Genomic DNA, 24174 nt, shown 5'->3' with positions numbered 1-24174 from the left:
ATCGCTAGGCGGCCCCCTCAAGCGCACATCGACCGCTAAGGGATGGCTCCTGGGCGGGCCGGTCGCCCGTTGTTCAGAACAACAGACCGTATTTTCTACCGCTACTCATCTTTAAGTCAACACTGTTGGCGGCGGACGCCCTCTTCACGTCGACTCCTGCTGCGTCCGTGACCGTCAGGGTGTAACTGCGACGACCGTCACTCCATGGGGAGTCGCGAGCAAAGAGCAAGAACGTACCTTGATAAGTCTCGACGCCGTTCTGTTCGGGGATTGGCAGATTGATGATGTCCATACCGTTGTTACTGAAGCGGATGGTGCGGTCGTGGTAGGCGTGGCCGACGATGCGCAGATCGATTGACCCTAGAGTGGTGTCTCTTGGCACCTTCTCTGACGCGAAACCGAAGAAGACGCGAGTCCCTCGAGGGGTGTTGAGCTGACTTCCCGGCAGAGCGCCCCGGTTACGGATCACTGACGAGGCATCGATCCACAGCGCCTTGGCCGCCGCGAGTTGGACGGAGAGATCTCCGGAGATCTCATGGTCTTCCAGGGAGGCCAGATAACGGCGCGTTGCCTTGGTCCTCTCCTCACGGATTCGCGGAGGCCTCGGTAGCGCGCGGCGCTTCTCCCGATACTCATCGAGCACGTCAGCGAGTGCGTCCGCATTCTTCCAGGTGTCCCGGAACCATTCGAGGACAGATCGTGCGCGTCTCAAGTCGTTCAGGGCAGCTGTTGAGTACGACTTCCAGGTCTGAGTTGTGACCACCTCGGCGCCCGTCGAGAGCGCGCTTGCGGTCAAGTTGGCAGATCCGACAACCAACGCGCGCAGGTACGGATACTGTTCAACGCCGAAGCTGTACACCTTGGCGTGGAAGGCCGTTTGTGGTCGCAGGGCAGCTGACCCCAGCACCTCTCGCCCATTGGGAATACGAACCTCCGCGTTGCTGATCTCGCTGAGACGCGCGAGCGCCTTCGGCTGGGTGAAACCGAAGTCCAAACTGACGAGGAATCTCTTACGGGCTTCCGTCCAACTCGGGCCGGCTAGTGCGTTTTCGAGAAGTCGAACCCCCTCCGCGGACGCGTAGGCGACAGCAATGTCGACGCACTCGTAGTCACCTGCTCTGTCTGCAGCGTGAGCGATCGCCTCGAGCACGACACCGACTCGACCGATGGCGGAGTCCTGGGCGTGCACCGCAACCTGATAACAGGAGTCCTCAAACTCGGCTCCCCGTCTTGTGGTAAGCGCTGGGCGGCTTGGATCGGCGGTGTACGCCTCCCGGTCATACTGCACACGCGCTGCTTTGAAGACTCGGGTGTTCACGTCGTATCGAGCGACGGCCGCGACAATTCCGTCGTCGGATTGGAAGAGATCGGCGTTGCTGTATACCCGGCCGCACGAGGGGCACACCGCAAACTCCTCAGGCTCGGACGATCCGGACGCTTCGAATGTCAGTTGGCCGGTCTGATCAGCGTGGTTCCAATCCTGCGCGTACGAAGAGTTTCCACACGCGCACCGCTGATTCTCGCCGTCGCTGTCCACCGTGAGACTGCCACGAACGGGCACGGTGGGGTACGGCCAGCTTCTTTCGGTCATCTCGTGGCACCCGACTGGACATTCCTTCGGCGGGATGCTTTGCCGGGGATCGATAGTTCGTCGGCTGTCGTGAGCTTGGCATAGCTGGCGAACAGCGCGCGCAGCCGGTTGTCGTCGGTGACCGCGCCTCTTAGCCCCAAGCACTTGTCAACCGCGGAGTCGAGTTCGCGGTGTGCTCGCACGAGCTCCGGGGACATCGCGAGGGGGTTGTAGTGGTCTGCCAACGAGCGTTCAGGGTGTAGCGCTCGCGCGTCCAGCACCGCCCGGCCGCCGGCGATGATGGCGGCCCGCTCCTTGTCCGTCATTGGCGGCAGCGGAAATGTGTTCCAGGTCAGCGTGTTCGAGAAGCGGAGATCCGACTTGATACGACCGCCCACCGCCTTCTGCCAGGCGATGAAAGCCGACGAGGAAATGGTTGCGAACGCGATGCCATCTGGATCGTCGGCTTTGAAGTTCGCGTCCCCGCAGATCACTTCTGGTGCGAAGACGGCGGTCGGAAAGTAGCGTCGGGTCTCGCTAGCGTGACGTGGCACGCACACATATGGAGTGTCGGGTTGCGAGCGCTGACCGAACAGATGCGGGGTCTCGGCCATCTGCCGAGTGGACCCCGCAGTGGAGGCCGCTCGGAATTGCCGGACGGCGTCCAGGCGGCGTCGCAGCACGGGCGAGCGGGCGATGTCGCTCGGGTCCAGATCGACAAGCCAGAGGCACCAGCGCGGCTCGTTGTGGATGAGTTGACGCGCACCGACAAACGGTCGGATGTACTTCGCCGCGACGGGGTCTGCGGCGATTTCGTCGTAGTCCTCCGCCTCGATGAGGAGGTTGCCGTCGTCACGGGCCATGTTGCCGAACACCATCGGCGGGAGCTGCGGAGACAGTGGCGTGCGACGCTGCTCGACGAGCGCGTTGGGCCCGTCCACCAGGTATCCGTTGAGTTGTCCGGTGACCGGCAGCTCGATGGGTTCGCCCTTCACGTTGCCCGAGTAGTCGAATAGTCGAGCGCGCTTCTTCTGTGCTCGGTCGAATCCGATGACAGAGCAGTGCACTGCGGCGGCGCCGGGTGCTTCGCTCGTCCACGCGAACGTGCGGTGAGCGAACTTGATGCGCCACCCGGCGGCGAAGACAGGGCCGAACAGCGCCGGTACCGGCTCGCCCTGCGCGATCGAGTTCGTGGAGACGAAAGCGAACTCCCCCACGTACCTCTGTCGGTTGAACAGTTCGAGCGCCTTTGCATACCAGCCGGTGACGTAGTCGAGCCGGCCGATGTCTGTGCGACGCCACACGTCCCGCAACTCCTGGGCCTGCTCGAGCGAGCGAGTCGCGTGACCGAGGAAAGGCGGGTTGCCCATGATGTACAGGTGCTCGGTCGGTTCGACGACGTCGCCCCAGTCCACGCGCAGTGCGTTGCCGACCTGGATGCTTCGGATCTTGTCCAGCGGAAGGGAGTCCGGTGCGGCGCCCAGAGCCAGCTCCATCGCTTGGTTCGCCTGGTGTTCCACCAGGTGTAACGCAGTGGCGGCGATCTGGGCCGGCCACTCCTCGAGCTCAATGCCATGGAAGCTCGACAGCCGAACGGAAAGGTGCTCCTCGGTGAAGAACATCGTGCGGGCGGTGTCGCCTGAGAGCTCCTGGATACGTAGGAGGATCTCGAGATCGAGCGCGCGCATCTGTCGATAGCCGACCACGAGGAAGTTGCCGCAGCCGCACGCCGGGTCGAGGAATCGCATCTGCCCCATGTCAGAGCGCAACTTCTTGAGCTTGCCGGTGTCGTGGTAGTCGTCAGAGAATCGTTGCCGCAACTCGTCAAGGAACATTGGACCGATGACCTTCATGATGTTGGTCTCGGTGGTGTAGTGCTCGCCGAGCTCGCGGCGAGCGGCTTTGTCTTTGACTGCTTGGAAGAGGCTGCCGAAGATGGCCGGCGAGATCGCTGACCAGTTGAACATGGCCGCGGCGATCAGCCGATCGCGCATTCCAGTGTCGAACGAGGGGATCGACACTGATTCCTCGAAGATGCCGCCGTTGACGTATGGGAAGCGTGCGATCAGCTCGTCGAGGTTTGATTGCCGCCGGCTGGGCTCTCGGCCCATGACCTGGTAAAGCAGCGACAGCTGCGGGCCGAGATCAGAGCCGTCTTGGGCGGTACGCGTTTCGAGGAACTCTAGGAACAGATCGCGATCCCACACCCCAGCGTCATCGGCATAGAGCGCGAAGAGAGTGCGCACCAAGAACACCGACGCCTCGTGATCGTCGTACCCCGAATCCTCGAGGGCCTCGTACAGCGACGCCATCAGCTTCGCCGCCTTGATCGACGCCTCCTCCTGAGCCTTCGACCCGAAAGTGCGCTCCCCGTAGCCAGCGAGAAAGGCCAGTCGGTCGGCGTGATCCCGCAACTGGGTCAGAGTGAACTCCCGGACACCGTCGTCCTTGGCATGCAGGTCGAGCAGCCGAAGCCGATGAAAGTCGCTCGTCAGAACCCAGCGGGGAACCTCGGGATCGGGGAGATCGTCGATGTAGTCGAGCGCTTGCTGCTCTGCCGCGACGAGATCCTTGCCGGCAGACTTCATCTCGATCAGCGCGAGGCCGGGGATCAGCGCGTCGATGTATCCGCGGGAGCCGGTCGACGAGCGGTTGACGCGCTTCTCATAGAAGGCAGCGCGGGTCTGAGTGATTCCGTACACTCCGAGCAGGTCCCGAACGTATGACTGCGCCTGCTGCTTCTCGTCACCGGGCTCGTCCTCCCAGTCGCGGATGAACTGCGCGGCTCGAGTTCGGATCTCATTCATCGACAACGACTTCGGCACGGTCACTACGGTAGCCGCCCAGCATCATCCTTCCGCGTAACGCGAGCGCGTCCTGCGCCAATCTCGCAGCGGGGCTCCCTACCGAAGGACCGAAGATTGCTCACGAGGGTCCAGCTATCGTTCAGCGCGCGCTTGGGGATCGACGTGCGACGTGCGCCGCGGAATGATGCGCAGCCCGTTCGAGTCGACTGCGTTTCAACAGCCGCTGCGCTCATCTCACGACGCGGACAGTCAGTCCCGCCAGGAGAAGCTCGTCAATCGCTGCCGAGATGTCGGCTGGGTCTTCGAGCGCGTCGTCGAATGGGTCGATGGGTTGTCCTTGAGACGCGACGAGTAGCGCGAACAGTCCCTTGGTCGCGAGCGAGAGCTCCACGTCGTTCAGCACGTGGTCGGGAATCACGAGTTCGCTTGGATCGGCGCTCATTGGCCAGAGTCCGCGCGCGGCGATCCACTCAGATGTGGGGCCTTGAAGTTTGACCTTACGCCTCCTCGTCCGCTGCTTCCACGTCGACGGCCGAACCCCAGACCCAGCACCGTACTGTCCGTTCCTCGACGACAAACTCAATCCCGGCGGCACGTGAAGTCGACCGCACGATCCTGGCCGAAACACGGACCGCGTGTGGCCCGATACGCACCCAGGCCTGACATCCTCGTGGGTGCGGGTAGATCGTCACCGGCAGCCGGTCCAGTTCCAGCTCTCGGGAGGCGAGTGACTGGAGGGGCGCTTCCTCCATCAATCTCGCGAGGTGCTTCTCAGCCGCGTACTTGGCATACAGTTCCGCGAGACGCTTACTCGATCCCACACCGGTCCCCTTCCCCGGCCCACCGCGATCGTAGGGGGCGCCTCTGACACCGCAGATTCCCGGGCCGGTCCTGCACCAGCGCCATTGGTAAACTCGCGGCAAGGAGTCAACATGTCCCAGCGCCCTTCACAATGGCGAGTGAACGATGCGGTGCTTTATGAGGCGCTCCGCGACGAGGCACGCGTAGCCATAGCCGGACTCCTCGCGTCTAGCGAAGCTCATGACGCGAGCGTCGCAATTCGGATCGCGCAGGCTCGCTCGGAGCTTTACAACGTGAACGGATTCGATCGCGACGAGGTCGTCGCGAAACTTAACGCGATCCACAACGTCGGGCCCGCTAGTGGCTAATCCTCCAGAGACTTCCGCCGCGGACCTCGAGACGCTCGTGCTGCGATCGGTGTTCCACGGCGCAAAGCCCGATCCGCACCCGGTGTTGGTCCTGCTTGCCGGAGCAACGGGGACGGGCGTCGGACGAGCGATCGCGCTGGTTCGACGAATGCATGGCGGCAATCTCGTTCCGATCTCGAGCGAGGATCTTCAAGCGTTTCATCCGCGCTATCTCGACCCGTCTTTCCGTGCGTCAGTGGCCGGCCGGAACGAACTGTCTGAGGCCGCGGCCACCTGGCTGCAAGCGAGCATCGCTTCTGCGCGTGAGAACCGCTATTCGTTGCTTCTCGAGGGTGCGTTCCGTTCACCGAGCACTGCGCTTGCTGTAGCACGCCGCTTCGCGGCCTCCAACTATCAAGTGCACGTCGTCGTCGCCGCCGCCCGCAACGAGGAGAGTCTGTTGTCGGCGACGTCGCGAGGCTTGCGGCAGATGCAGCAGGGTCTGCAGTCGCGATTCGTCACCCCTGTGGAGAATGAGCGGAGCCTCGCGGATGTTGATGCGCTCGTTTCGGCATCCGTGACTGACTCGGCCGTCGAACGCGTATCGGTGATCGGCCGACGAGGGCAGACCGTGCTCGATGCTCACCGCGCCGACCCCATGGCGATGGCCGACGTATCTGCCGCATTTCGCGCGTCATGCTCTGAGCGGATGTCCGCCCTCGAAGCAACGCAGTGGCTGAGCGAGTTGCGCCATATGACCGCGTACGCGCAATCGCTGCGCTCGATTCCTCACGCTGCGGTCGAGTCGATCATCGAGCTTCACGAGATGGCGATCCGGAAGGTGGTGCCCGATCTACCGGTTCCCCCGGACTCCAAGGTCGTGCCCATCCAGCTGGCCTCCCTGCGATCGAGCCTCGCAGCGCTCAAGCAGCGCTCTGTCCCTTACGTCTCGCCTGATATCGCAGCCCCGACCGTCACCCCAGCTACACCAGGGACATCGATCTCACGCTGAGCTGCCCGCACTCCTGCTCCGGCCGGATAGCTGCCGACTCCTAGTGGACGGTGCGCTGCGCAGTGCCGCGTCGTGGAATACCGGACCGAGCGCAGCGAGGGAGGATATGCCGCGAAAGCGCGGCACGGAGCGGGGTGCCGTCCGCTACCCTCTTGCAGCCGGCGGGGCTGCCCGCCTCTCGATCTCGTCTCGGACCTACGAGATGCCCAGCCCGCGGACTGGCGGAGAGTCAATACTGAGGGGTGCAGTATTGGTCGGTTGCGCGGAGCGTCGACCTCTCGCAGCCGACTAATTCACTCCGATGGCCACCCCAGTCGCAGCCCGAGGTCAAATGACGTGATGGCCTCAGTCATCTGCCGAAGAGGTTTCCCCAGCCAGGGATGTCAATGTTGGAGAGTTGTTCCCCGAAGCCACTGATGTTCTCGCCCAAGCCCGCTGTGGCTCCGGCAGCGAGGTCGCTCGCCCCGCCAGCTAGATCACTCGCCCCGCCGGCAAAGTCGGTGGCTGTGGCGGTGACGTCCTCCAGTCCCGTGGCAAGCGCGGAAAGGTCGATCGCGCCGGCAAGAGCATCGAAATCGACGCCCGCGGTGAGCGCTTCGGCAAGAAGAGGCGCGGCAATGGCACTTCCGATCGCGCCGGCAGCGACGACAACCAAGAGCCCACCGGCAGCACCGGCGGCGGCCACGCCGGCCCTCTGCCCGGTGGTGGCGTTACCGGTTCGAGGGGTACGAGCGAGGATCCCAGCCAGAGCACCAGGCCGAGCTGCCTCGGCGCGGGTGGCGGTGCGGGCAAGATCAGCCGGTTGGGATGTGCGGGGCTGTTCTGCGAGGGGGAGTTCGGTCCGCAGTCGCGCCTGGATTTGGTTGCGTTCTGCAGGAGTGAGTCGGCTGAACGCATCGGCGTGGATCCGCTCCAACTGGGCAGGCTCGGCGGTATGTAGGAGGTATTCGTAGCGGGCCACTGCGGCACGCTCGGACGCGTGATCGTTTGCCGGGGGTGAGGTCAGCCCGACGGTCTTCGAGGGTGCGGTGCCGGCGGGTGCGCCGGCAGGTGGGCTGAGCGGATGCCCGGGTCCCGCTGGCGGGACGGGTGTCGCCGGCGCGCTGCCCGGGGCAGGCGGGGTGGGCGCGGCGCCGGTGATCGCGCCCACCGCACCACGCAGTGTGCTTTTCCAGTCGCGCGGTTCGCTGCCAGGGGTCTGCGCAGGCGCGGGGGTCTTGTTGAGTGCCCGTTGGGCCAGGCCGGTGAGGCGGTCAAACATGGTCATGAGCGTCTTCCTTCTGGGTAGGTGCTGGGGTTCTGTGGAACGTGAGTGCGCCTCTTCCGGGCGAGTGGACGTCCCTCCTGCTTCGCGAACGTTGGTCGATCACGTGGCAGGTCAGGCGAGCGGGAGCCATGCCACGGACATCACTCCCCACGCCTGTGCCCGACCTGCGGAGGGTGGGAGGCGGAGGGAAGAACGTGTGGCTGAGTAGGATTCGACGCGCACCTGCTCGGGGGTCAGCTCAACCCTCGCGGCGGCGGCATCCGCGAGCACCGCGGTGAGAATCTCGCGGTGCCGTCGAGTGCGAGAATGCAGCAAGACCGCCGGGTCGAGGCTGAACCCTGCCCGCTCCGGCTGCACGTGTACTCCCACATGTGCGGTGCGCTCTGCGAGGAGCCGAACCGCGGTGAACAGTCCGTTCCACCGGACTCTTTGGCGCGGCAGGGCGATGTGCACGCACCGCTCACCGTCCCCGACGAACGAGCGGAGATCGTTGGGCCATACGGGCGCTTCGAGGATGACGCGGTCGATCGGGGTGGTGAGCTGACCGTAATGCAGCAAGCACAGATCGTGTTCTTTCGTGATCACGATCAGCTCCGATCCGGGCAGGCATCGTCGTGTAGCTGCACACGCGCGCCCCAGTCATCAATCGGATGCAACACACCGGTGGCCGCAGCAGTCCGGTCGATCACCGTCCGGGCGTCCCAGGACGGACCTCCCTCGACGATGAGGCACTGCCCCGCATCCACGTGCAGCTCGTTGCTCGAGCCGCCGAGCAAGACCCGCTGCCCCGCCGCGACGACAACGTCCGTCACGGATTGATCCGTGACCTCACGCACGGTGACCGGATTGTCTCCCGCGTTGCGCAGACTCCCGCACCCCGGCAGAGGTCCGCCGCAGCGGTCACCGACACCGACAGTCCACGCGACTGCGAGAATCCCGGTCACAGCGAGCAGCGGCAACACAACTACCGCCACCGTCGAACCTCGGCGACCCCTCCTCACCGGCTGGGAATCGGGGGCCAGGGCCGCCGAGGGGTCACGGTCAGTCATCGGAACTCACCTTCCGTTCTGCGGGCACTCTGCCGCGGCGGCGGAAGACCGGCTCCGCGGCGGCGAGCTCCTCGTCGCTGGCGAGGCGGAACGCCCCGGCGGCTTCGGTTTGCACCTCACGTCGTCCTTGGCCTCGGGTGGCACGGAGGCTGGCGACGATCGAGACGGTGATGATGGTGGCCACCACGGCGAGGCTGATGGTGGTCGGGATGTAGAGGACGTCCAGGAGGAGCATCTTGATGCCCACCCAGATCAGGACGAACGCGAGCCCGACCTTGAGGTAGATGAACCGGTGGATGAGGTCGGCGAGGAGGAAGTACATCGCACGCAGCCCCAGGATGGCGAACGCGTTGGCGGTGAACACCAGGAACGGTTCGGAGGTGACGGCGAAGATCGCGGGGATGGAGTCGACGGCGAAGATGATGTCGGTGATCTCCACCAGGACCAGCACCGCCAAGAGCGGCGTCGCCACCACGATTCCGGCTTTGCGGATCAGGAACTTCTGCCCGTGGTAGGCGTCGGTCATCGGCACGAACCGGCGGAAGGCCTTGAGGATCTTGGACTTCTCGGGGTGAATGTGGTCGTTGCGGGAGCGGAACATCCGCCATCCGGTGTAGATCAGGAACGCGGCAAACACGTACAGGATCCAGGCGAAGTTCTCGATCAGTGCGGCGCCGGCGGCGATGAAGATCCCGCGGAAGATCAGGGCGCCCAGGACGCCGAGGAAGAGCACCCGGTGCTGGTACTCGCGGGGGACGGCGAATGCGGCGAAGATGATCGCCCAGACGAACACGTTGTCCACGGCGAGGGATTTCTCGATCAGGTAGCCGGCGAAGTACTGCTGCCCGAATTCCGCCCCCCACAGCGACCACACGAGCACACCGAAACTCACGCCCAGCACGACCCACACGATCGACCACGCGGCGGCTTCCCGCACACCGATCACATGGGCTTTGCGGTGTGCGACCAGATCGACGGCGAGCATCACCAGGATCACGCCCAGGACGGCGAACCACGCCCACAACGGCACTGACATATCAAAGACCTCCACGAATACTCGTGAAGGTCTCATCGGACTGACGGCCCTGCGCACCGGATCCCGAGGCGGGAACGTATTGACGATGCGGAGCGAGGATTACTCCCCTTCTTGCCCCATCAAACAGGAGAAGTATGCTTCACGTCAAGTCGGCTCGCGAGAAGTTCCCGGAACCACGGTCAAAAGATGGGCGAGCCTGGGGGCGCTTTCGCGGTGTTCTGGCAGGACTATGCTGTATTCGAGCTGCACGGCGAAGTGGTGGTGGCGGGTGAAGGGTTCGGGGTTCGACGTCGATGCCGGGTTGCGGCGATACCCGTGGGTGTCGAGGGCCATGAACGCGGAGGCCGTTTACGGCACCGTTCTGACCGCTGGGCTGATCTCCGCGTTCTCTCTCTACAACCCGGGACTGCCGGTCCTGATCGCGCGCACCATCGGCACCGTCCTGGTGTTCTGGGGTGCACACGTCTACGCCGAGATCGTCGGCAACCGCGCAATGAGCTGGCGAGAAGCGGTCCGCGAAGGCCTGCAACGCTCCGCCGGACTCCTGTGGGCACTCATCGTCCCGGTCGCCTGCCTGACCGCGGCCGCGCTCCTCGGACTATCGATGGATGCCGCCGTAGACATCTCCTTGTGGGGAGGCGTCGTCACCCTCGCCATATTGGGATGGTGGGCGGCCCGGCAACGCAACGACCCCGCCCTGGTGAAGGTGGTCACCGCCGCCGCGACGGCAGGCATGGGACTCGCGCTGATCGCTCTCAAAGCACTCGTGCACTGACCGCGCCCCGGCATCCGCTGAGCCGAGCGGTAACGCGCGTGTCTTAGTGGATGTCCAGTAACGCGCGGATGAGGTCGCCCACGGTATGCGCGGCGTTCGCAGGATGCCGCAACGGACGGTCCTGGTACAACACGTAGTGGTTGCGCCGACCGCGCTTCTCCCGCTCCAGGTATCCGGCGTCCTCGAGATCGCCACCCGCCTCGGCTTCCCCACCAAGGCGTCATCGTGCAAGCCCACCACGACCTGTTCAGGAAACACGGCGAGGACATGCATACTTGGAAGTCCAAGGGGAGTACTCCGCCACAGTCGGCTCGTCATTACGGATGCACGCCGCATCCCGGGCCACCGGTCCTCGATCACGAGGATGGAGAAGACCTTGGCACTGATCCGCTCACGCCACGGTTAGGACCCCGCTGTGAACATCACCCCGCTCGTCTGGATCATCACGATCGCAGTCACGATCGCGTTCTTCGTCTACGAGTTCTACACGCACGTGCGCAAGCCCCACGAGCCGACCATAGGCGAATCCGCCCGCTGGTCGGCCTTCTACATCGGTCTCGCGCTGCTGTTCGGCGTCGGCATCGGAATGGTGTCAGGCTGGACGTACGGCGGTGAGTACTTCGCCGGGTATCTGACCGAGAAGGCGCTGTCGATCGACAACCTGTTCGTCTTCCTCATCGTGATGACAAGCTTTGCCGTGCCGAAGATCTATCAGCAGAAGGTGCTGATGATCGGCATCGTGATCGCACTGATCCTCCGCGGCATCTTCATCGCCGTCGGCGCGACGCTCATCGAGAACTTTTCGTGGGTGTTCTACGGATTCGGCGCACTGCTGCTCTTCCTCGCCTACCGGCAGGCTTTCACACACGGCGACTCCAACCCCGCCGACGGCAGGTTCATGCGCTTCGTGCGCCGCCATATGCGCGTGACCGACGAGTACCACGGCGACCGCCTCACGATCGTGCAGCAGGGGCGCCGCTGGGCCACGCCGATGCTGCTCACCATCATCGCGATCGGCTTCGTCGACCTCATCTTCGCGGTCGACTCGATCCCGGCGATCTACGGGCTGACCGAAGAGGCGTACATCGTCTTCACCGCCAACGCGTTCGCGCTCATGGGCTTACGCCAGCTGTTCTTCTTGATCGGCGGCCTGCTGGAGCGGCTGGTCTACCTCGCGCAGGGGCTCGCTGTCATCCTGGCCTTCATCGGCGTGAAGCTGCTCATCCACGCCCTGCACAAGAACGAGTTGCCGTTCATCAACGGCGGCGAGCCGATCACGGTGATCCCCGAGATCCCGATCTGGCTCTCGCTACTCTTCATCGCCGGGACGATCGCGGTGGCGACCATCGCCAGCCTCATCAAGACCCGCGGCGACCGCCGCCCAGCCGAGCAGGTCTCAGCCGATGACACATAGAAGGAACTCTCGTGAGCATCCTGCACCGCGCTGATCCCTCCCCCGACCCCGACAGACCCGGCGACCGGCCGATTCGGCGGGCGTACGCTGACGAAGGGCTTGACGTTCGATGAACGGCGACCTCATCCTGAACATCGCGCTGGTCATCGCCTTCGTGCTCATCGGCGGCGTCTTCGCACGCACCGAGATGGCGCTGGTCACCCTCCGCGAGAGCCAGGTCAACGCGATCGCCGCGCGCGGCCGGCGTGGTGAGCGCGCCGCCGCGCTGGCACGCAACCCCAACACGTTCCTGTCGGCGGTGCAGATCGGTGTGACCGTCGCAGGGATTCGCTTCGGCCGCCTACGGTGCGACCTCCATCGCACCGTCTGTCGCTCCGCTGTGATGCATCAGACCAGACATTGATGCAAATGCCCTGCCGAGGTTCCCGATCTCGGGGCCAACCTCTTTCAGCAACGCCACAAGTACCCACTTCTCGCTGCGGCGTGGGCTCGACCTTGCTCTCTTTCATGATGCATCAGACGGCAATATTGCTCGCTTAGCGACGCCGTCGATGAGATCCGGCCGGAAGCCGGCCCATCGCGAGTCGCCCGCCTGGACGATCGGCGCTTCACGATATCCGAGCTCGTCCACCAGGAACCTGCGGACTGCGGCGTTGTGCTCATCGTGGATGTCCACGAGGTCGTACCGGATGCCGAGCGCATCGAGCCGCTGGCACGTGAGCCGGCAGCGCTGGCACGTGGGCCCGGTCGAGTACACGGTGACCTGCGTCATGATCGCCTCCCCTATCGGGACTTGGCGGGTTCCGGAGGCTCGTAGTTCCGAGGTCCGAAAGTCGGCGAGTCTGCGATGCCCGAACTTCGGGAGTTTGGGGCATCCGTCGTTCGAGAGTCCGGGGCGCAGGACGTTCCAGTCTCCGCAACCGCCGAACTTCGGAAGTCCGGAACTTCGGGCATCATCGAACGGCGGAGCTCGCCCTCGTCAGAGCCGCGAAGCTGGTCACGTTGCGCGAGGAGCAGGTCGATGGCGACGCGGATCAGCGTGTTCTCGGTGATCCGTTCGCGGCGCGAGACGCGGTCTCGCATGAGGGCCCGTGCCAGGTGTGAGAGCTCGACGTACTGGTCCTCACGAACGCGCGTCTCCTTCCGCGTGAGCCGCGCGAACTTCGCGGTCGGCTCTTCCCGTCCGCCCTCCTGACGTCGCAATCGCTCGCGCGTCTCACTGAGCCTCGCACCCTAGTCCACGTGTGCCATGGCTCACCATGCTCCTTGAAGTTGCGGATTGAGCTGCTCCGTAACCTCGTGCCCCAGACGGGTCACGTCCCAGATCGCTCCCTGCGTTCTTCGGTTGTCCCGAACCGTCGTCACGAGGCTGCCGAGCACCGGTGCATCCGCTTGCGTCTTGTACTGGCGGAGATACGCGTCGAAGCGGGGCACGCCGAGCGTGACGTCCAGCAGGTGGGTCCACGTGTGCAGCTGGCCGTGCACGCGAGGATCGATGCGATTGAGCAGCACCCCGAAGCGGGTAGCGCGGGGCTCGATCACGCGCTCAATCGTTCGCATCGTCGGCTCGACGGCGAGCGGTTCCGGCGCAAGCGGCACGATCACGAGGTGCGACGCATCGACGACGACATCGAGCGTGCGCGGATCGTCCAGGCTCCCGGGCGTGTCCACGATCACGAAGTCGTAGTCGCCAGAGAGATGCTCCAGACGCGCCAACACCTTCGGATGTTGCCTGCCGGCGAAGTCGAATGGAAGGCGGCGGTCGGCGTTCTCCGCCCACCACACCGTCGACTGCTGCGGGTCGACGTCGACGACGAGTACGTGGTGCCGGCGCGACAGAGCAGCTGCAAGTTGCATCGTGACCGTTGTCTTTCCCATCCCGCCCTTTTGGTTCACCGCAGAGATGATCCTCAGTTCCGTCATGATTGCCGCCCATCTTGCGAATAGAAACTGGGTATTGACACAAGTAAACGCCTTAGTCGTACACTTGGCAAGAAGGATCTGCGAATCTCCAGCGCGGTAAGACAAACTAAGGGGGTGAAGGTCGACGTGAACAATCTCGAGGGCAAGACGATGACGTGGCACTCCGCCACGCAGCCCGTCGGGTCCGCGCTGCGCATAGCCCCGGCATTCGTCGCTACAACCACCGACGATGACGCCGGCGTGGAGACAACCATCGAGGCGCATTACAACGCGAACGAAGGCCGTTACATCGTCACCGCGATCATCAACCGCGCGACACGTGACGACTTCGATCAACAGGCACTGCGACGAACTGCATCGGTCGCAATCCTGCAGGCAGCGATCCCTCACTGCATCGCAGTTCGGATCACCGACGAGCCCGACGCGGGCTGGACCTCGATCGCAGATCTCACCTCAACGGAAGGCAGGATCATCCCGCCCTGGATGGCAGCCGCGGCAGTGAAGCGCGGGACGAAGGACGAGCGCATGGAGGTCATCGAGATCCTCTACGGCGCCGCCGCACTTTCTGGCGCACCCCCCGTTCGTGCCGTACAGGTCGAGCTCGATATCCCGCACCGCACGGCATCCGACTGGATCAGGAAGGCCCGCGACGCGGGACGCCTGGAGGGCATGACGTACAACGTCGGCCGCCAGGCAGATGGATAACGCCCAACTCACCGAGACAGACGCCACGCCCACCACGGCACTCGCGCCGCTGTTCTATTCCGAAGAGGAAGCAGCACTGCTCCTCGGCATCCACCGCACGACGTTGCGTCACCTCGCCGTCGACGGCAAAGCCCCCGTGCCACCCGTACACATCACTGAGCACAAGCGCATCTATCGCCGGATCGACGTCGAGCGCCTCGCCGGCATCGTGACATGAGTGTCGAAACACGAAAGACGAGCGCCGGCAAGACGAGATACCTCGCCCGGGTGAAGGTCGGGAATGTCCAAGTCGCCACCAAGACCTTCCATCGAAAGAGCGAAGCCGAGGCATGGGAACGAGAACAGAAGCACTTGCTTACCACCGGTCGCCCACTACCGCCGACAAAGTCGATCAGCCTGGGCGAACTGGTGGCGATGTTCCAGCGCGCACGCGCGAGTGGCAACCCGCACACGATCGACACGGACAACCACAACCTAGCCGCGCTGTCGAAGCGACTGTTGGTCCGACCGGTGTCGTCGATCCAGGCGGAGGACGTCCGTGAGCATCTGCTTGCCGAGCTCCAATCAGGAAAAGCCCCGGCAACAGTCGCGCGAGCGCGGACGACGCTCAGCGCCCTGTTCACGTACGCCGCTGAACATGATCTGCTTCGCCAGCCCCACCCTGTCCGCACGATGAAGAAGATCCCCGAGCTCGGCACGGCAGCGCAGCGAACGCTCAGCCTCAGCGAGATCCCTACGCCCCAGCAGGTCACGTCCACTCTGGCCCTGCTCCGCGAGCGACGGTCTGATATCGCCGACGTCTTCGAGTTCATGTCCCTGACCGGCATCCGGTGGGGTGAAGCACGAGCCGCGCGCGTGAGCTGGCTCAGCGAGCACGGACTGACACAGCTCAACGTTCGACGTTCCCACTCGGATGGGTACGCGGAAAAGAACCCAAAGTCCTGGCGCGGCACTCGATCGATCCCGCTATCCCCGCGAGCGGTCGAGATCTTCCACGCCCACGCCGCCGGAAGATCAACCAGCAGCTATGTCTTCACCAACCAGCTCGGCGGACAGCTCTCCGCCAACCTGGTACGCAAGTTTCCGCTCGGGTTCCGCCGGCACGCGCTTCGGCACTTCGCCGCTTCAACATGGTTGAGGCTGGGCACGCCGATCAACGAGGTTGCAGAGTATCTGGGGGACGAGGCTCGGACAGTCCTCACTACATACGCACACGTCCTGGGTGAGGGGCAACGCCGCGATTTCGTGGACCGGCTCGCGGCCGCGGAGAGCAAATCTCAAAACCGCGTACACTCCACGTACACTTGGGGCCCAGAATCGGCCCCGCCGAGCGGCCCGAGCGATCGACCAGAATTTGGGATCTAAGCCCTGACCAGGAATTTTATGGCGGAGACGGAGGGATTTGAACCCTCGGTCCCCGTGAGGGGACTCCACCTTAGCAGGGTGGTGCACTAGGCCTGACTATGCGACGTCTCCATACATCCGGCACGCGAGGCGCGCTGATGCGTCATGCAATCATAACGGTTCTGCGGTGCTGTCACGAATCCGCAGGGCACAGCATCCGCCGATACCCCTCAGCAGTGTCGAGACCCCTCGTGAATCGCGCGAATCATGAGGGGTGTCGGCAATCATGAGGGGTTTCGGCGGGAGGAGAAGGCGGTGGAGTCGCGGGCGACGAGCTCGGGCTGGAAGCGCACGCGGCGGTCGTGCTCGACGCCGTCGAGCTCCTTCAGCAGCAGGTCCACGCCCGTCCAGCCCAGCAGGCGCGCGGGCTGGCGCACCGAGCTGAGCGGCACGACGGTCGCGGCGGCGAAGTCGATGTCGTCGTAGCCGACCATCGCGATGTCCTCGGGCACGCGCACGCCCGACCCGAAGCTGAACGCCTGCAGCAGCCCGACGGCCAGCAGGTCGTTGGCGGCGAAGACGGCATCCGGCCGGTCATCCGGAGCCCGCGCGACGATCGCCTCGCCGGCCTCGCGCCCCTGCAGCACCGTCAGTGACGGCTGCTCGATCACCTCGAGCGCCGCGCCGTCGACCTCGGCGACCGCCGCCTGCGCGCCCTGCAGACGGTCGGCGACCTGCTGCACGGACTGCGGTCCGCCGACGAACGCGAGCCTGCGGCGCCCGGCGTCGAGCAGGTGCCGGGCGGCGAGCCGTCCGCCCTCCACGTCGTCCACCGACACCGAGGGGAAGATGCCCTCCTCGACCTCGCGGTCGACGAGGATCACGGGCATCCCGCCGGCGGCGAACCGGCGCAGCGCCGTGAGATCCTCGGATGCCGGGGTCAGCAGCACGCCGTTGACCCGCTGCTCCTGGAACAGCTCGAGGTGCGCCTGCTGGCGCTCATCGCTCTCGTCGCTGTTGCCCAGCAGAACGGTCATGCCGGCATCCGCTGCGCGATCCTCGGCCCCGCGTGCCACGTCGGCGAAGAACGGGTTTCCGATGTCGGGCACGACCAGCCCGATGCTGCGGCTGCGCCCTGCCCGCAGCTGGCGGGCGGCGTCGTTGCGCACGAATCCCAGCTCGCGGATGGCGCGCTGCACGCGCTCGACGGTGCGCTCCGACACGCGGTCGGGCCGGTTGAGCACGTTCGACACCGTTCCCACCGACACTCCGGCGGCGGCGGCGACGTCTTTCACGCCCACTGCCATGCTGCGTCCCTCTCCGAGTCCGGCCCGCGAATCGCGGGCCGGACTCCACCTTCTCACCTCGCCGCGAACCTTCTGCGGCACCACCCCGTCGTGGCGGCGAGCGTCACTCCAGGATGACGTCCGCCTCAGCGAAGAACTGTTCCACCGCCTCGTCGACGGTCGTGGTGCCCAGGCCCAGCTCGCGGCCGAGGTCCCAGAACTTCTGCTCGAGCGAGCCGTAGCCCACCACCGGCACCGGCGGGGCCTCGCCGACCCGGTCGGAGACCGACTCGATGTAATCGGCGACCTGCTTGTCGACGCCCTCGAGGGTGGTGCCGGCCAGCTTGCTCGACGAAGCCGGGAAGCCCAGCGTGGTGCCGAAGATGCGACCCGCGTCCTCGCTGTTGACGACGAAGTCGAGGAACATCGCAGCAGCCTCGGGGTGCTCGGTGTTCGGCGCGATCGCCACCTGCAGCCCGCCCTGCTGGTACAGGTCCTTCGAGCCCTCGACGGCGGTGGGCGGTGCGACGATCGACATCGACTTCGCGCCCGAGTCGGCCAGGTAGCCGCCCAGGAAGTTGCTCCAGCTCATCTCGCTCGCGGTCAGCTGCGCGCCGAGCCCCGACTTCGGGCTGATCTCCTCCAGGCGCTGCTGCGGCACGGTCACGCCGTCGCGCAACGCATCACCGCTGCTCCAGTAGTCGCGCAGCTCGTCCTTCGAGAAGCCCAGCTCGCCGTCGTCGGTGTAGAGGTTCTTCCCCTCCGCCCGCAGCACCAGCTCGAAGCCCTGGATGCGCTGGGTGTAGTCGGTGCCGCCGTAGACCTCGCCGCCCGACGCCTCGGTCACCGATGCCATCCACTCGTCGAGCTCTGCCGGGTCCGACCCGCCCTCGGGCGCCTCGATGCCGTACTGGGCGAGCAGGTCGTCGTTCACGAAGTTCGCCCACATGCTGTAGCCGGTGGGCAGCGAGTACTGCACGTCGTTCAGCCGTCCGGTGCCCAGCAGCGCGTCCTCGAAGGTCGAGAAGTCGATGTGGTCAGACACCTCGGCGAGGTCGAGCAGGTGCCCGCTCTCGGCGTACTGGCGCAGGTAGCTGTCGGAGAACTGGAACACGTCGGGCAGGCCGCCGCTGGCGGCCTCGGTCGCGCGCTTCTCCCAGTAGCTGGGGAAGTCGGTGAACGTCACGTTGACGGTGATGTTCGGATGCTCCTCGTTGAACGCCTCGATGAGCTGGTTGTACCGGTCGGCGCGGTCGTCGTTGCCCCAGAACGCGAAGTCGAGTTCGACTTCGGCGTCGGGATCGAACTCGGCGGCCGGTGCGCTGCCGGCCGAGCAGCCGGCGAGCACGAGCGCGCCGGTGAGCGCGGCGGCGGAGGCGAGAAGGAGGCGTCGGCCTCGGATGGATGCACGCATGGGTGGCATAACCTTTCGACGATGAACTGCCAGTGATGAACTGCACGGGTGAACTGCACGGGTGAACTGCACGGGTGAACTGCACGGGTGAACTGCAAGAGTGAATATCCGCAGCAAGGACCACCCGGAGAACCGGACGGGGGTCGGATGCTGCGCGTCAGCGCCGTCGCCGGCGCGCGGGGACCGCGACGACGGCGAGCGCGGCGCAGCCGATGGCGGGGATGAACAGCGGCGCGAGAGCCCAGCTCGCCACGCCGACGAACACGGCCGCGGCGGCGAGGTACGCCGCGCCGGCGGCATCCGCTCTGACGATGCCGGGCACGGCGCGCGCCGCCGCGACCCAGCCGATCCCGGGGTTCCAGGTGCAGGCGGCGACGAGCACTGCGGTCGCCAGGACGACCAGGCCGGCCCAGCCGACGACGGCGATCAGCTCGCCGCCGGGCAGCGCGCCGGTACCGGCGAGCCGGACGTCGAGGATCAGCACCCCGGCGGCCAGCGCCGCGGGGACCCCGACGGCGAGAGAGGGCAGGATGCCGGCGCGCACGTCCTGCCAGAACAGCGCGATCCGCGAATCATCGGCGGCGACGAAGCGCCGCAGGTGACGGATGCCGGCGGCGAGCGCGATCGGCAGCGTCACCACGCCCAGCGAGACGAGCGTGATCAGCAGGCCGATCGTCAGGGTCTCGCCGAACAGGCCGAACCGGGCGGTCGCCCCGGGGTTGGGCCCCGGGTCGTAACCCTCGGCGACGGGACCTGCGCCCGAGCGCGCCTCGCGCGCCGCCGCCCTGGTCTGACTCCGGCTCGTGCCTGCCTGACTCCGGCTGACCGTGGCCATGATCAGCCCTTCAGCCCCTGCGTGGCGACGCCGTCGACGAGGAAGCGCTGGAAGACGACGAAGAACAAGATGATCGGCACCAGCGCCACGAACGACGCGGTCACGGTGGCACCGTAGTCGCTCGACGAGGTCTGGTCGTTGTACAGGCGCAGCGCGATCGGCAGCGGATAGTTCTCGGGACTGGTCAGATACAGCAGCGGACTGAGGAAGTCGTTCCACGTCCAGATGAACGCGAAGATCGCGCAGGTGATCAGTGCCGGGCGGATCAGCGGCAGGATGATCGACCAGAAGATGCGCATGTGCCCGGCGCCGTCGATGCGCGCCGCCTCGTCCATGTCGCGCGGCATCTGCCGGATGAACTGCACGATGAGGAACACGAAGAACGCCTCGGTGGCGAGGAACTTCGGCAGGATCAGCGGGATGAAGGTGTCGATCCAGCCGAGCTTGTTGAAGATGATGTACTGCGGGATGATCACGACGTGGAACGGCAGCAGCAGCGTGCCGATCATCGCGGCGAACAGGATGCCGAGGCCCTTGAACTGCACCCGCGCGAACGCGTAGGCCGCCAGCGCCGACGACAGCACGGTGCCGACCACGGCGGATGCCGCGAGGATGAACGAGTTCAGGAAGAACCGCCACATCGGAACGCCGGCGATGCCCTCCATGACCTTGCCGTAGTTGTCGAAGGTCGGCGCCTGCGGGAACAGCCCGGGGTTCTGCCCGAACTCGCCGTTGGGCTTGAAGGTGGCAAGGAACAGCCACAGCAGCGGGTACAGCACGATCGCGGTGAGCACGATCAGGCCGGCGAACCAGATGATGGTCTGGACGGTCTTGCGCTTGACCTTGCGTCGCGGCGGAACGGCGTTGCGGCGCTGGGCGTCGGCCCGGCGGGTGCTGTCGACGGCGGTGGAGGTCATTTGTCGTCTCCTGCGTAGTGCACCCAGGACTTCTGCGTGCGGAAGAGGATGAAGGCGAGCAGCGCGACGACGATCAGCAGCACCCACGCCATGGCTGCGGCATAGCCCATCTGCCCGTCGGAGAAGCCGCGCTTGTAGAGGTAGACGGTGATGAAGTTCGTCATGCCCGCGGGGCCGCCGGTGCCGTTGGAGATGATGTACGCCGAGGCGAACACCTGGAACGCGCCGATCAGGCCCAGCAGCAGGTTGAAGAACATCACCGGCGAGAGCATCGGGATGGTCACCGCGCGGAACCGGCGCCAGGCACCGGCACCGTCCATCTCGGCCGCCTCGTACAGTTCCTTGGGGATCTGCTTGAGGCCGGCGAGGAAGATGACCATGGTGGATCCGAACGTCCACACGTGCAGCAGGATCATCATCGGCAGCACCATGGGCGGGTTGCCAATCCAGCCGCCCAGGTTGATGCCGAAGATCTGCAGGCCGGCGTCGACGGGGCCGTCGGTGGAGAACATCGCCCGCCACACGATGGCGACCGAGACCGAGGCGCCGATCAGCGAGGGCGCGTAGAAGGCCGAGCGGAAGAAGCCGGCGCCCTTATCGCGGTAGTTCAGCAGCATCGCCACGCCCAGCGCCGCTGCGAGGGTGATCGGGGTGCCGACGAACACGTAGATCAGGGTGATCTCGGCCGACTGCAGGAACACCGGGTCCTTCGCGAACAGCCGGATGTAGTTGTCGAGGCCGATCCACTTCGGCGGCTGGAAGATGTTGTACCGCGTGAACGACAGGTACAGCGAGTAGGCCATCGGCACGAGCGTGAGCCCGAGGAAGCCGATCAGCCACGGCGTGAGGAACGCGTATCCTGCGGCGGTCTCCCGCCGCGCGCGGGCGCGCTGGCCGGGGCGCACAGGATCGAGCTCGCGGCGTCCCTTGCGCAGCAGGTGCGCACTGGGACGGTCGTCGGTGACGATGACCCTCGTCGCGGTGGTGCTCACGGGTCTCTCCTTCGGGATGCGGAGCAGGTGCAGGTGGTGCCCGGCGGGCCGGAGACGTGCTCCGACCCGCCGGAGGTTCTCACTGGTTCAGGACGACGTCCATCTCGGCGAAGAACTGCTTGACAGCATCCTCGACGGTGATGGTGCCGAAGTTCAGCTCGGTGCCGAGCTGGCGGAACTTCTCCTCCAGGGTGCCGTAGCCGACGATCGGCACCGGCGGGGCGTCGCCCAGACGGTCGGCGATCGAGGCCTCGTACTCCTTGATCTGGGTGCTCAGCGGGTCGAGGTCGGCCGCCTCGAGGGCGGTGGTGGATGCCGGCAGACCACGGTTGGTGCCGAAGATCTTGCCCGACTCGGGCGAGTTGATCAGAAAGTCGACCAGCGTGGCCGCAGCCTCGGGGTGCTTGGTCTTGGCCGCGATCGCGTGCAGCATCGAGGGCTTCAGGTAGAGGTCCTTCGCGCCCTCCTCGGTGACCGGCGGGGCGACCAGGCCGAGCTCGGTGTAACCCTCGCCCAGGTTGCCCAGGTAGCCGGCGCCGAAGTTGTCCCAGGTCAGCTCGCTGGCGGTCTTCGCCGAGTCGAACGAGCCGAGGGGCGAGAGCTCCTCGACCTTCTGCTGCGGGATGCCGATGCCCTCGCGGATGGGGGCACCTTCCTCCCAGAACTCGGTGAGGCGCTCCTCGTCGAAGCCGGCGGTGCCGTCTTCGTTGAAGAGGTTCTTGCCCTCGCTGCGCAGCTGCAGTTCGAAGTTCTGGATGCGGCCGGTGTAGTCGCTGCCGCCGTAGAACTCGCCGCCCGCGGCGTCGGTGATGGTCTTCATCCAGTCGGTGTAGTCGTCCCAGCTTCCGCCGGCGAACTCCTCGACGCCCGCGGTCTCGAGCAGCTTCGGGTTGGTGAACAGGCCCCAGGCGTTGGTCGAGGTCGGGATCGCGTAGGTGGTGTCTTCGACGACGCCGATCTTGAGGATGTTGTCGGCCAGCGGCTCCTTGTCGATGATGCCGCCGATGTACGGGTCGAGGTCGAGCAGCAGGCCGTTCTGCGCGTACTGGCGCAGGTACGAGTAGTCGAACTGCATCACGTCGGGCAGTCCGCCACCGGCGGCCTCGGTCTGGCGCTTCTCCCAGAACTCGGGGAAGCCGAGGAAGGTGGAGTTGACCGTGATGTTCGGGTACTCCTCGTTGAACGCGTCGATGACCTGGTTGTACAGGTCGGCGCGCACATCGTTGCCCCAGAACGCGAGGTTCAGGGTGACCTTCTCATCGGGATCGAACGTGTCTGCGGGGGCGGCGGACTCTCCGGCGCAGCCGGCGAGAACCAGCATGGCTCCCGTGGCGAGGGCGGTGCCGGCCGCCAGGCGCTTCTTGCTGAACATCCTTGTCCTCTCTGTGAACGTCCTCGTTCGGCGGAGCCGGGGAACGTCCGTGTTCATGTGGAGTGCAGGCGCGCTGTCCTGGGGTATGGGAAAGCGCTTGCCCTACAAGCTAATCCAAATTGAAACGTTTCGCAAGACCCGTCTGGATACGGATCTACAACGTTGTCCTCTCCTATTGTCACCGACGCAGGTCCTGCACGGGGCTGGCGAACCCGGCCCGGTGCGTGGGGTGGGCGGCGAGCTGCTGCGGAGTGATGATCGCCGAGTCGGCGGCGGCGGAGGCGTAGATCGCCGCGACCAGCTCGAGCGAGCGGGCCGGGGCGTCAGCGGTGGGCGGCAGCGGCGTGCCGTCGAGCAATGCGTCGAAGACGTCGCGCAGCAGCGGGGCGTGGTCGCTGCGCTCCTCGGCATCCGGGAACGCCCATGTCTCCGCCTCGGCCTCGAAGCCGGGCGCCGGGGTGATCCGCCAGTTCTCGTGGCCGTGCCCGTACAGGTGGTCGACCGTGACGGTGGCCTTCTGTGTGTCGATGCGGATCGAGCTGGTCTCGCGGGGCGAGACCGCGCTCGTGACGATCTGCGCGACGGCGCCGCCGTCGAACACGACCGTCGCGGTCGAGACGTCTTCGGTCTCGGTCTCGCGATCGGTGCGGAACAGGCGCCCCTGCACCGACGACCAGTCACCGAGCAGGTGCGCGAGCAGATCGATCTGATGGATGCCGTGCCCGAGCGTCGTCCCGCCGCCCTCGGTCTGCCAGTTGCCGCGCCACGGGACGGCGAAGTAGCCGGCGTCGCGGAACCACAGCGTCTGGCACACCGCCACGAGCGGACGCCCGAGTGCACCCTCGGACAGCAGCCTGCGCACGTGCGCCGCCGCCGTGCCGGTGCGCTGCTGGAAGACCACGGCGAGCTGCCGTCCGGCGGCGTCCGCCGCTGCGCGCATGTCGTCCAGCTCATCCAGTGACGGCGCCGGCGGCTTCTCGACGATCACGTGCGCCCCGGCGGCGAATGCCGCGAGGGCCTGCGCGCGATGCGGGGCCGGCGGGGTGCAGATGAGCACCACGTCCGGCCGCTCGGCGGCCAGCATCCCCTCGTAGTCGTCGTACGACGCGGGCACGGCGTGCTGGGCGGCGAACTCCGCCGCCCGCTCGGCGCTGAGGTCGGCGACTGCGACCATCTGCGCGCGGGGATGCGCCGCGACGGCCTTCGCATGCAGGTTCGCGACGGCGCCGGTGCCGACGAGCACGCAGCGCAGCGTGCCGGCCTGTCGAGGGTGGGACTCCATCGATCCTCCTTGTGGATGCTCGATCA

The 24174-nt window shown here is 65.8% G+C and carries 23 protein-coding genes, 1 tRNA gene and 1 pseudogene; 8 read left to right on the top strand and 17 right to left on the bottom strand.

Annotation, left to right across the window (positions count from 1 at the left end; translation table 11 throughout):
* Positions 1 to 73: 73 nt before the first annotated feature.
* The 3 genes from H7694_RS01730 to H7694_RS01720 all read right to left on the bottom strand — a co-directional run bounded on the left by H7694_RS01730 (position 74) and on the right by H7694_RS01720 (position 4819).
* Positions 74 to 1591, bottom strand: a complete 1518-nt coding sequence (locus tag H7694_RS01730) for a hypothetical protein (protein WP_193597864.1) — start codon at positions 1589 to 1591, stop codon at positions 74 to 76.
* On the bottom strand, positions 1588 to 4401 hold the full coding sequence (locus H7694_RS01725) for a DNA methyltransferase (protein WP_227468235.1): 2814 nt from the start codon (positions 4399 to 4401) through the stop codon (positions 1588 to 1590). Before H7694_RS01725 ends, H7694_RS01730 begins: the two co-directional genes overlap by 4 nt.
* A gap of 205 nt (positions 4402 to 4606) precedes the next feature.
* Complete coding sequence (locus H7694_RS01720) at positions 4607 to 4819, bottom strand: hypothetical protein (RefSeq protein WP_193597863.1); 213 nt, start codon at positions 4817 to 4819, stop codon at positions 4607 to 4609.
* Positions 4820 to 5309: 490 nt separating this feature from the next.
* On the opposite strand from H7694_RS01720, the gene H7694_RS01715 reads away from it, so the two are divergent.
* Together H7694_RS01715 and H7694_RS01710 are read left to right on the top strand one after the other, a co-directional pair.
* Entirely contained in the window at positions 5310 to 5546 is a 237-nt protein-coding gene (locus H7694_RS01715; RefSeq protein ID WP_193597862.1) for a hypothetical protein, read from the top strand.
* Positions 5547 to 5583: 37 nt separating this feature from the next.
* A complete protein-coding gene (locus H7694_RS01710; protein WP_193597861.1) occupies positions 5584 to 6537 on the top strand; it encodes a zeta toxin family protein in 954 nt (317 codons plus the stop codon).
* A 349-nt stretch (positions 6538 to 6886) separates the two neighbouring features.
* Here H7694_RS01710 and H7694_RS01705 read toward each other — a convergent pair whose 3' ends face one another.
* The 4 genes from H7694_RS01705 to H7694_RS01690 form a co-directional block, all read right to left on the bottom strand.
* Positions 6887 to 7804: a cation-transporting ATPase gene (locus H7694_RS01705; protein ID WP_193597860.1), complete on the bottom strand. Its 918-nt coding sequence runs from the start codon at positions 7802 to 7804 to the stop codon at positions 6887 to 6889.
* A 111-nt stretch (positions 7805 to 7915) separates the two neighbouring features.
* Complete coding sequence (locus H7694_RS01700; RefSeq protein WP_193597859.1) at positions 7916 to 8389, bottom strand: hypothetical protein; 474 nt, start codon at positions 8387 to 8389, stop codon at positions 7916 to 7918.
* Positions 8390 to 8391: 2 nt separating this feature from the next.
* Positions 8392 to 8853: a hypothetical protein gene (locus H7694_RS17630; protein WP_206495394.1), complete on the bottom strand. Its 462-nt coding sequence runs from the start codon at positions 8851 to 8853 to the stop codon at positions 8392 to 8394.
* Positions 8846 to 9889, bottom strand: a complete 1044-nt coding sequence (locus H7694_RS01690) for a TerC family protein (RefSeq protein ID WP_147040069.1) — start codon at positions 9887 to 9889, stop codon at positions 8846 to 8848. The genes H7694_RS17630 and H7694_RS01690 overlap by 8 nt, the downstream gene beginning before the upstream one ends.
* 229 nt (positions 9890 to 10118) lie before the next feature.
* On the opposite strand from H7694_RS01690, the gene H7694_RS01685 reads away from it, so the two are divergent.
* The 3 genes and pseudogenes from H7694_RS01685 to H7694_RS01675 form a co-directional block, all read left to right on the top strand.
* Entirely contained in the window at positions 10119 to 10664 is a 546-nt protein-coding gene (locus tag H7694_RS01685; RefSeq protein WP_193597857.1) for a hypothetical protein, read from the top strand.
* Between the two features lie 415 nt (positions 10665 to 11079).
* A complete protein-coding gene (locus H7694_RS01680) occupies positions 11080 to 12078 on the top strand; it encodes a TerC family protein (RefSeq protein ID WP_193597856.1) in 999 nt (332 codons plus the stop codon).
* A 109-nt stretch (positions 12079 to 12187) separates the two neighbouring features.
* Positions 12188 to 12458, top strand: a pseudogene (locus tag H7694_RS01675) (CNNM domain-containing protein); the annotation flags it as partial.
* A 125-nt stretch (positions 12459 to 12583) separates the two neighbouring features.
* Here H7694_RS01675 and H7694_RS01670 read toward each other — a convergent pair.
* Together H7694_RS01670 and H7694_RS01665 are read right to left on the bottom strand one after the other, a co-directional pair.
* A complete protein-coding gene (locus tag H7694_RS01670; protein ID WP_193597855.1) occupies positions 12584 to 12850 on the bottom strand; it encodes a glutaredoxin family protein in 267 nt (88 codons plus the stop codon).
* Between the two features lie 482 nt (positions 12851 to 13332).
* Positions 13333 to 14001: a ParA family protein gene (locus H7694_RS01665; protein ID WP_193597854.1), complete on the bottom strand. Its 669-nt coding sequence runs from the start codon at positions 13999 to 14001 to the stop codon at positions 13333 to 13335.
* Positions 14002 to 14115: 114 nt separating this feature from the next.
* Here H7694_RS01665 and H7694_RS01660 point away from each other — a divergent pair, with 114 nt between their 5' ends.
* Genes H7694_RS01660 through H7694_RS01650 form a run of 3 tightly spaced genes read left to right on the top strand, consistent with a single transcriptional unit; the run spans position 14116 to position 16071 of the window.
* Complete coding sequence (locus tag H7694_RS01660) at positions 14116 to 14706, top strand: hypothetical protein (RefSeq protein ID WP_227468234.1); 591 nt, start codon at positions 14116 to 14118, stop codon at positions 14704 to 14706.
* Positions 14699 to 14923, top strand: a complete 225-nt coding sequence (locus H7694_RS01655; protein ID WP_193597853.1) for a helix-turn-helix transcriptional regulator — start codon at positions 14699 to 14701, stop codon at positions 14921 to 14923. The genes H7694_RS01660 and H7694_RS01655 overlap by 8 nt, the downstream gene beginning before the upstream one ends.
* A complete protein-coding gene (locus H7694_RS01650; protein WP_193597852.1) occupies positions 14920 to 16071 on the top strand; it encodes a tyrosine-type recombinase/integrase in 1152 nt (383 codons plus the stop codon). The genes H7694_RS01655 and H7694_RS01650 overlap by 4 nt, the downstream gene beginning before the upstream one ends.
* A 19-nt stretch (positions 16072 to 16090) precedes the next feature.
* Here the strand turns inward: H7694_RS01650 and H7694_RS01645 are convergent.
* The 8 genes from H7694_RS01645 to H7694_RS01610 all read right to left on the bottom strand — a co-directional run bounded on the left by H7694_RS01645 (position 16091) and on the right by H7694_RS01610 (position 24148).
* Positions 16091 to 16182 (bottom strand) — tRNA-Ser (locus H7694_RS01645).
* Positions 16183 to 16334: 152 nt separating this feature from the next.
* Positions 16335 to 17357, bottom strand: coding sequence for a LacI family DNA-binding transcriptional regulator (locus H7694_RS01640; RefSeq protein ID WP_193597851.1), 1023 nt, complete (start codon positions 17355 to 17357; stop codon positions 16335 to 16337).
* Between the two features lie 103 nt (positions 17358 to 17460).
* The gene (locus H7694_RS01635) at positions 17461 to 18750 is read right to left on the bottom strand and encodes an ABC transporter substrate-binding protein (protein ID WP_193597850.1); all 1290 of its coding nucleotides are present in this window, start codon (positions 18748 to 18750) and stop codon (positions 17461 to 17463) included.
* 157 nt (positions 18751 to 18907) lie between these two features.
* Positions 18908 to 19585, bottom strand: coding sequence for a hypothetical protein (locus tag H7694_RS01630; RefSeq protein WP_193597849.1), 678 nt, complete (start codon positions 19583 to 19585; stop codon positions 18908 to 18910).
* 2 nt (positions 19586 to 19587) lie between these two features.
* Positions 19588 to 20502, bottom strand: coding sequence for a carbohydrate ABC transporter permease (locus H7694_RS01625; protein WP_193597848.1), 915 nt, complete (start codon positions 20500 to 20502; stop codon positions 19588 to 19590).
* Positions 20499 to 21494, bottom strand: coding sequence for a carbohydrate ABC transporter permease (locus tag H7694_RS01620; RefSeq protein WP_193597847.1), 996 nt, complete (start codon positions 21492 to 21494; stop codon positions 20499 to 20501). Before H7694_RS01620 ends, H7694_RS01625 begins: the two co-directional genes overlap by 4 nt.
* A gap of 79 nt (positions 21495 to 21573) precedes the next feature.
* On the bottom strand, positions 21574 to 22866 hold the full coding sequence (locus H7694_RS01615; protein WP_193597846.1) for an ABC transporter substrate-binding protein: 1293 nt from the start codon (positions 22864 to 22866) through the stop codon (positions 21574 to 21576).
* A 178-nt stretch (positions 22867 to 23044) separates the two neighbouring features.
* Positions 23045 to 24148 carry a Gfo/Idh/MocA family protein gene (locus tag H7694_RS01610; RefSeq protein WP_193597845.1) on the bottom strand — a complete coding sequence of 368 codons (1104 nt, stop codon included), beginning with the start codon at positions 24146 to 24148 and terminating at the stop codon, positions 23045 to 23047.
* Positions 24149 to 24174 lie beyond the last annotated feature (26 nt).

It is taken from the genome of Microbacterium sp. YJN-G, assembly GCF_015040615.1.
GTDB lineage: Bacteria > Actinomycetota > Actinomycetes > Actinomycetales > Microbacteriaceae > Microbacterium.
This window is presented reverse-complemented; position numbering and strand designations above follow the sequence as displayed.

Excerpts from the sequence above, each read along its gene's own strand:
- H7694_RS01730 (WP_193597864.1), bottom strand. The coding sequence starts at position 1,591 with ATGACCGAAAGAAGCTGGCCGTACCCCACCGTGCCCGTTCGTGGCAGT.
- H7694_RS01720 (WP_193597863.1), bottom strand. The coding sequence starts at position 4,819 with ATGAGCGCCGATCCAAGCGAACTCGTGATTCCCGACCACGTGCTGAAC.
- H7694_RS01715 (WP_193597862.1), top strand. The coding sequence starts at position 5,310 with ATGTCCCAGCGCCCTTCACAATGGCGAGTGAACGATGCGGTGCTTTAT.
- H7694_RS01705 (WP_193597860.1), bottom strand. The coding sequence starts at position 7,804 with ATGACCATGTTTGACCGCCTCACCGGCCTGGCCCAACGGGCACTCAAC.
- H7694_RS17630 (WP_206495394.1), bottom strand. The coding sequence starts at position 8,853 with ATGACTGACCGTGACCCCTCGGCGGCCCTGGCCCCCGATTCCCAGCCG.
- H7694_RS01690 (WP_147040069.1), bottom strand. The coding sequence starts at position 9,889 with ATGTCAGTGCCGTTGTGGGCGTGGTTCGCCGTCCTGGGCGTGATCCTG.
- H7694_RS01685 (WP_193597857.1), top strand. The coding sequence starts at position 10,119 with ATGCTGTATTCGAGCTGCACGGCGAAGTGGTGGTGGCGGGTGAAGGGT.
- H7694_RS01670 (WP_193597855.1), bottom strand. The coding sequence starts at position 12,850 with ATGACGCAGGTCACCGTGTACTCGACCGGGCCCACGTGCCAGCGCTGC.
- H7694_RS01665 (WP_193597854.1), bottom strand. The coding sequence starts at position 14,001 with ATGACGGAACTGAGGATCATCTCTGCGGTGAACCAAAAGGGCGGGATG.
- H7694_RS01655 (WP_193597853.1), top strand. The coding sequence starts at position 14,699 with ATGGATAACGCCCAACTCACCGAGACAGACGCCACGCCCACCACGGCA.
- H7694_RS01650 (WP_193597852.1), top strand. The coding sequence starts at position 14,920 with ATGAGTGTCGAAACACGAAAGACGAGCGCCGGCAAGACGAGATACCTC.
- H7694_RS01640 (WP_193597851.1), bottom strand. The coding sequence starts at position 17,357 with ATGGCAGTGGGCGTGAAAGACGTCGCCGCCGCCGCCGGAGTGTCGGTG.
- H7694_RS01635 (WP_193597850.1), bottom strand. The coding sequence starts at position 18,750 with ATGCGTGCATCCATCCGAGGCCGACGCCTCCTTCTCGCCTCCGCCGCC.
- H7694_RS01630 (WP_193597849.1), bottom strand. The coding sequence starts at position 19,585 with ATGGCCACGGTCAGCCGGAGTCAGGCAGGCACGAGCCGGAGTCAGACC.
- H7694_RS01625 (WP_193597848.1), bottom strand. The coding sequence starts at position 20,502 with ATGACCTCCACCGCCGTCGACAGCACCCGCCGGGCCGACGCCCAGCGC.
- H7694_RS01615 (WP_193597846.1), bottom strand. The coding sequence starts at position 22,866 with ATGTTCAGCAAGAAGCGCCTGGCGGCCGGCACCGCCCTCGCCACGGGA.
- H7694_RS01610 (WP_193597845.1), bottom strand. The coding sequence starts at position 24,148 with ATGGAGTCCCACCCTCGACAGGCCGGCACGCTGCGCTGCGTGCTCGTC.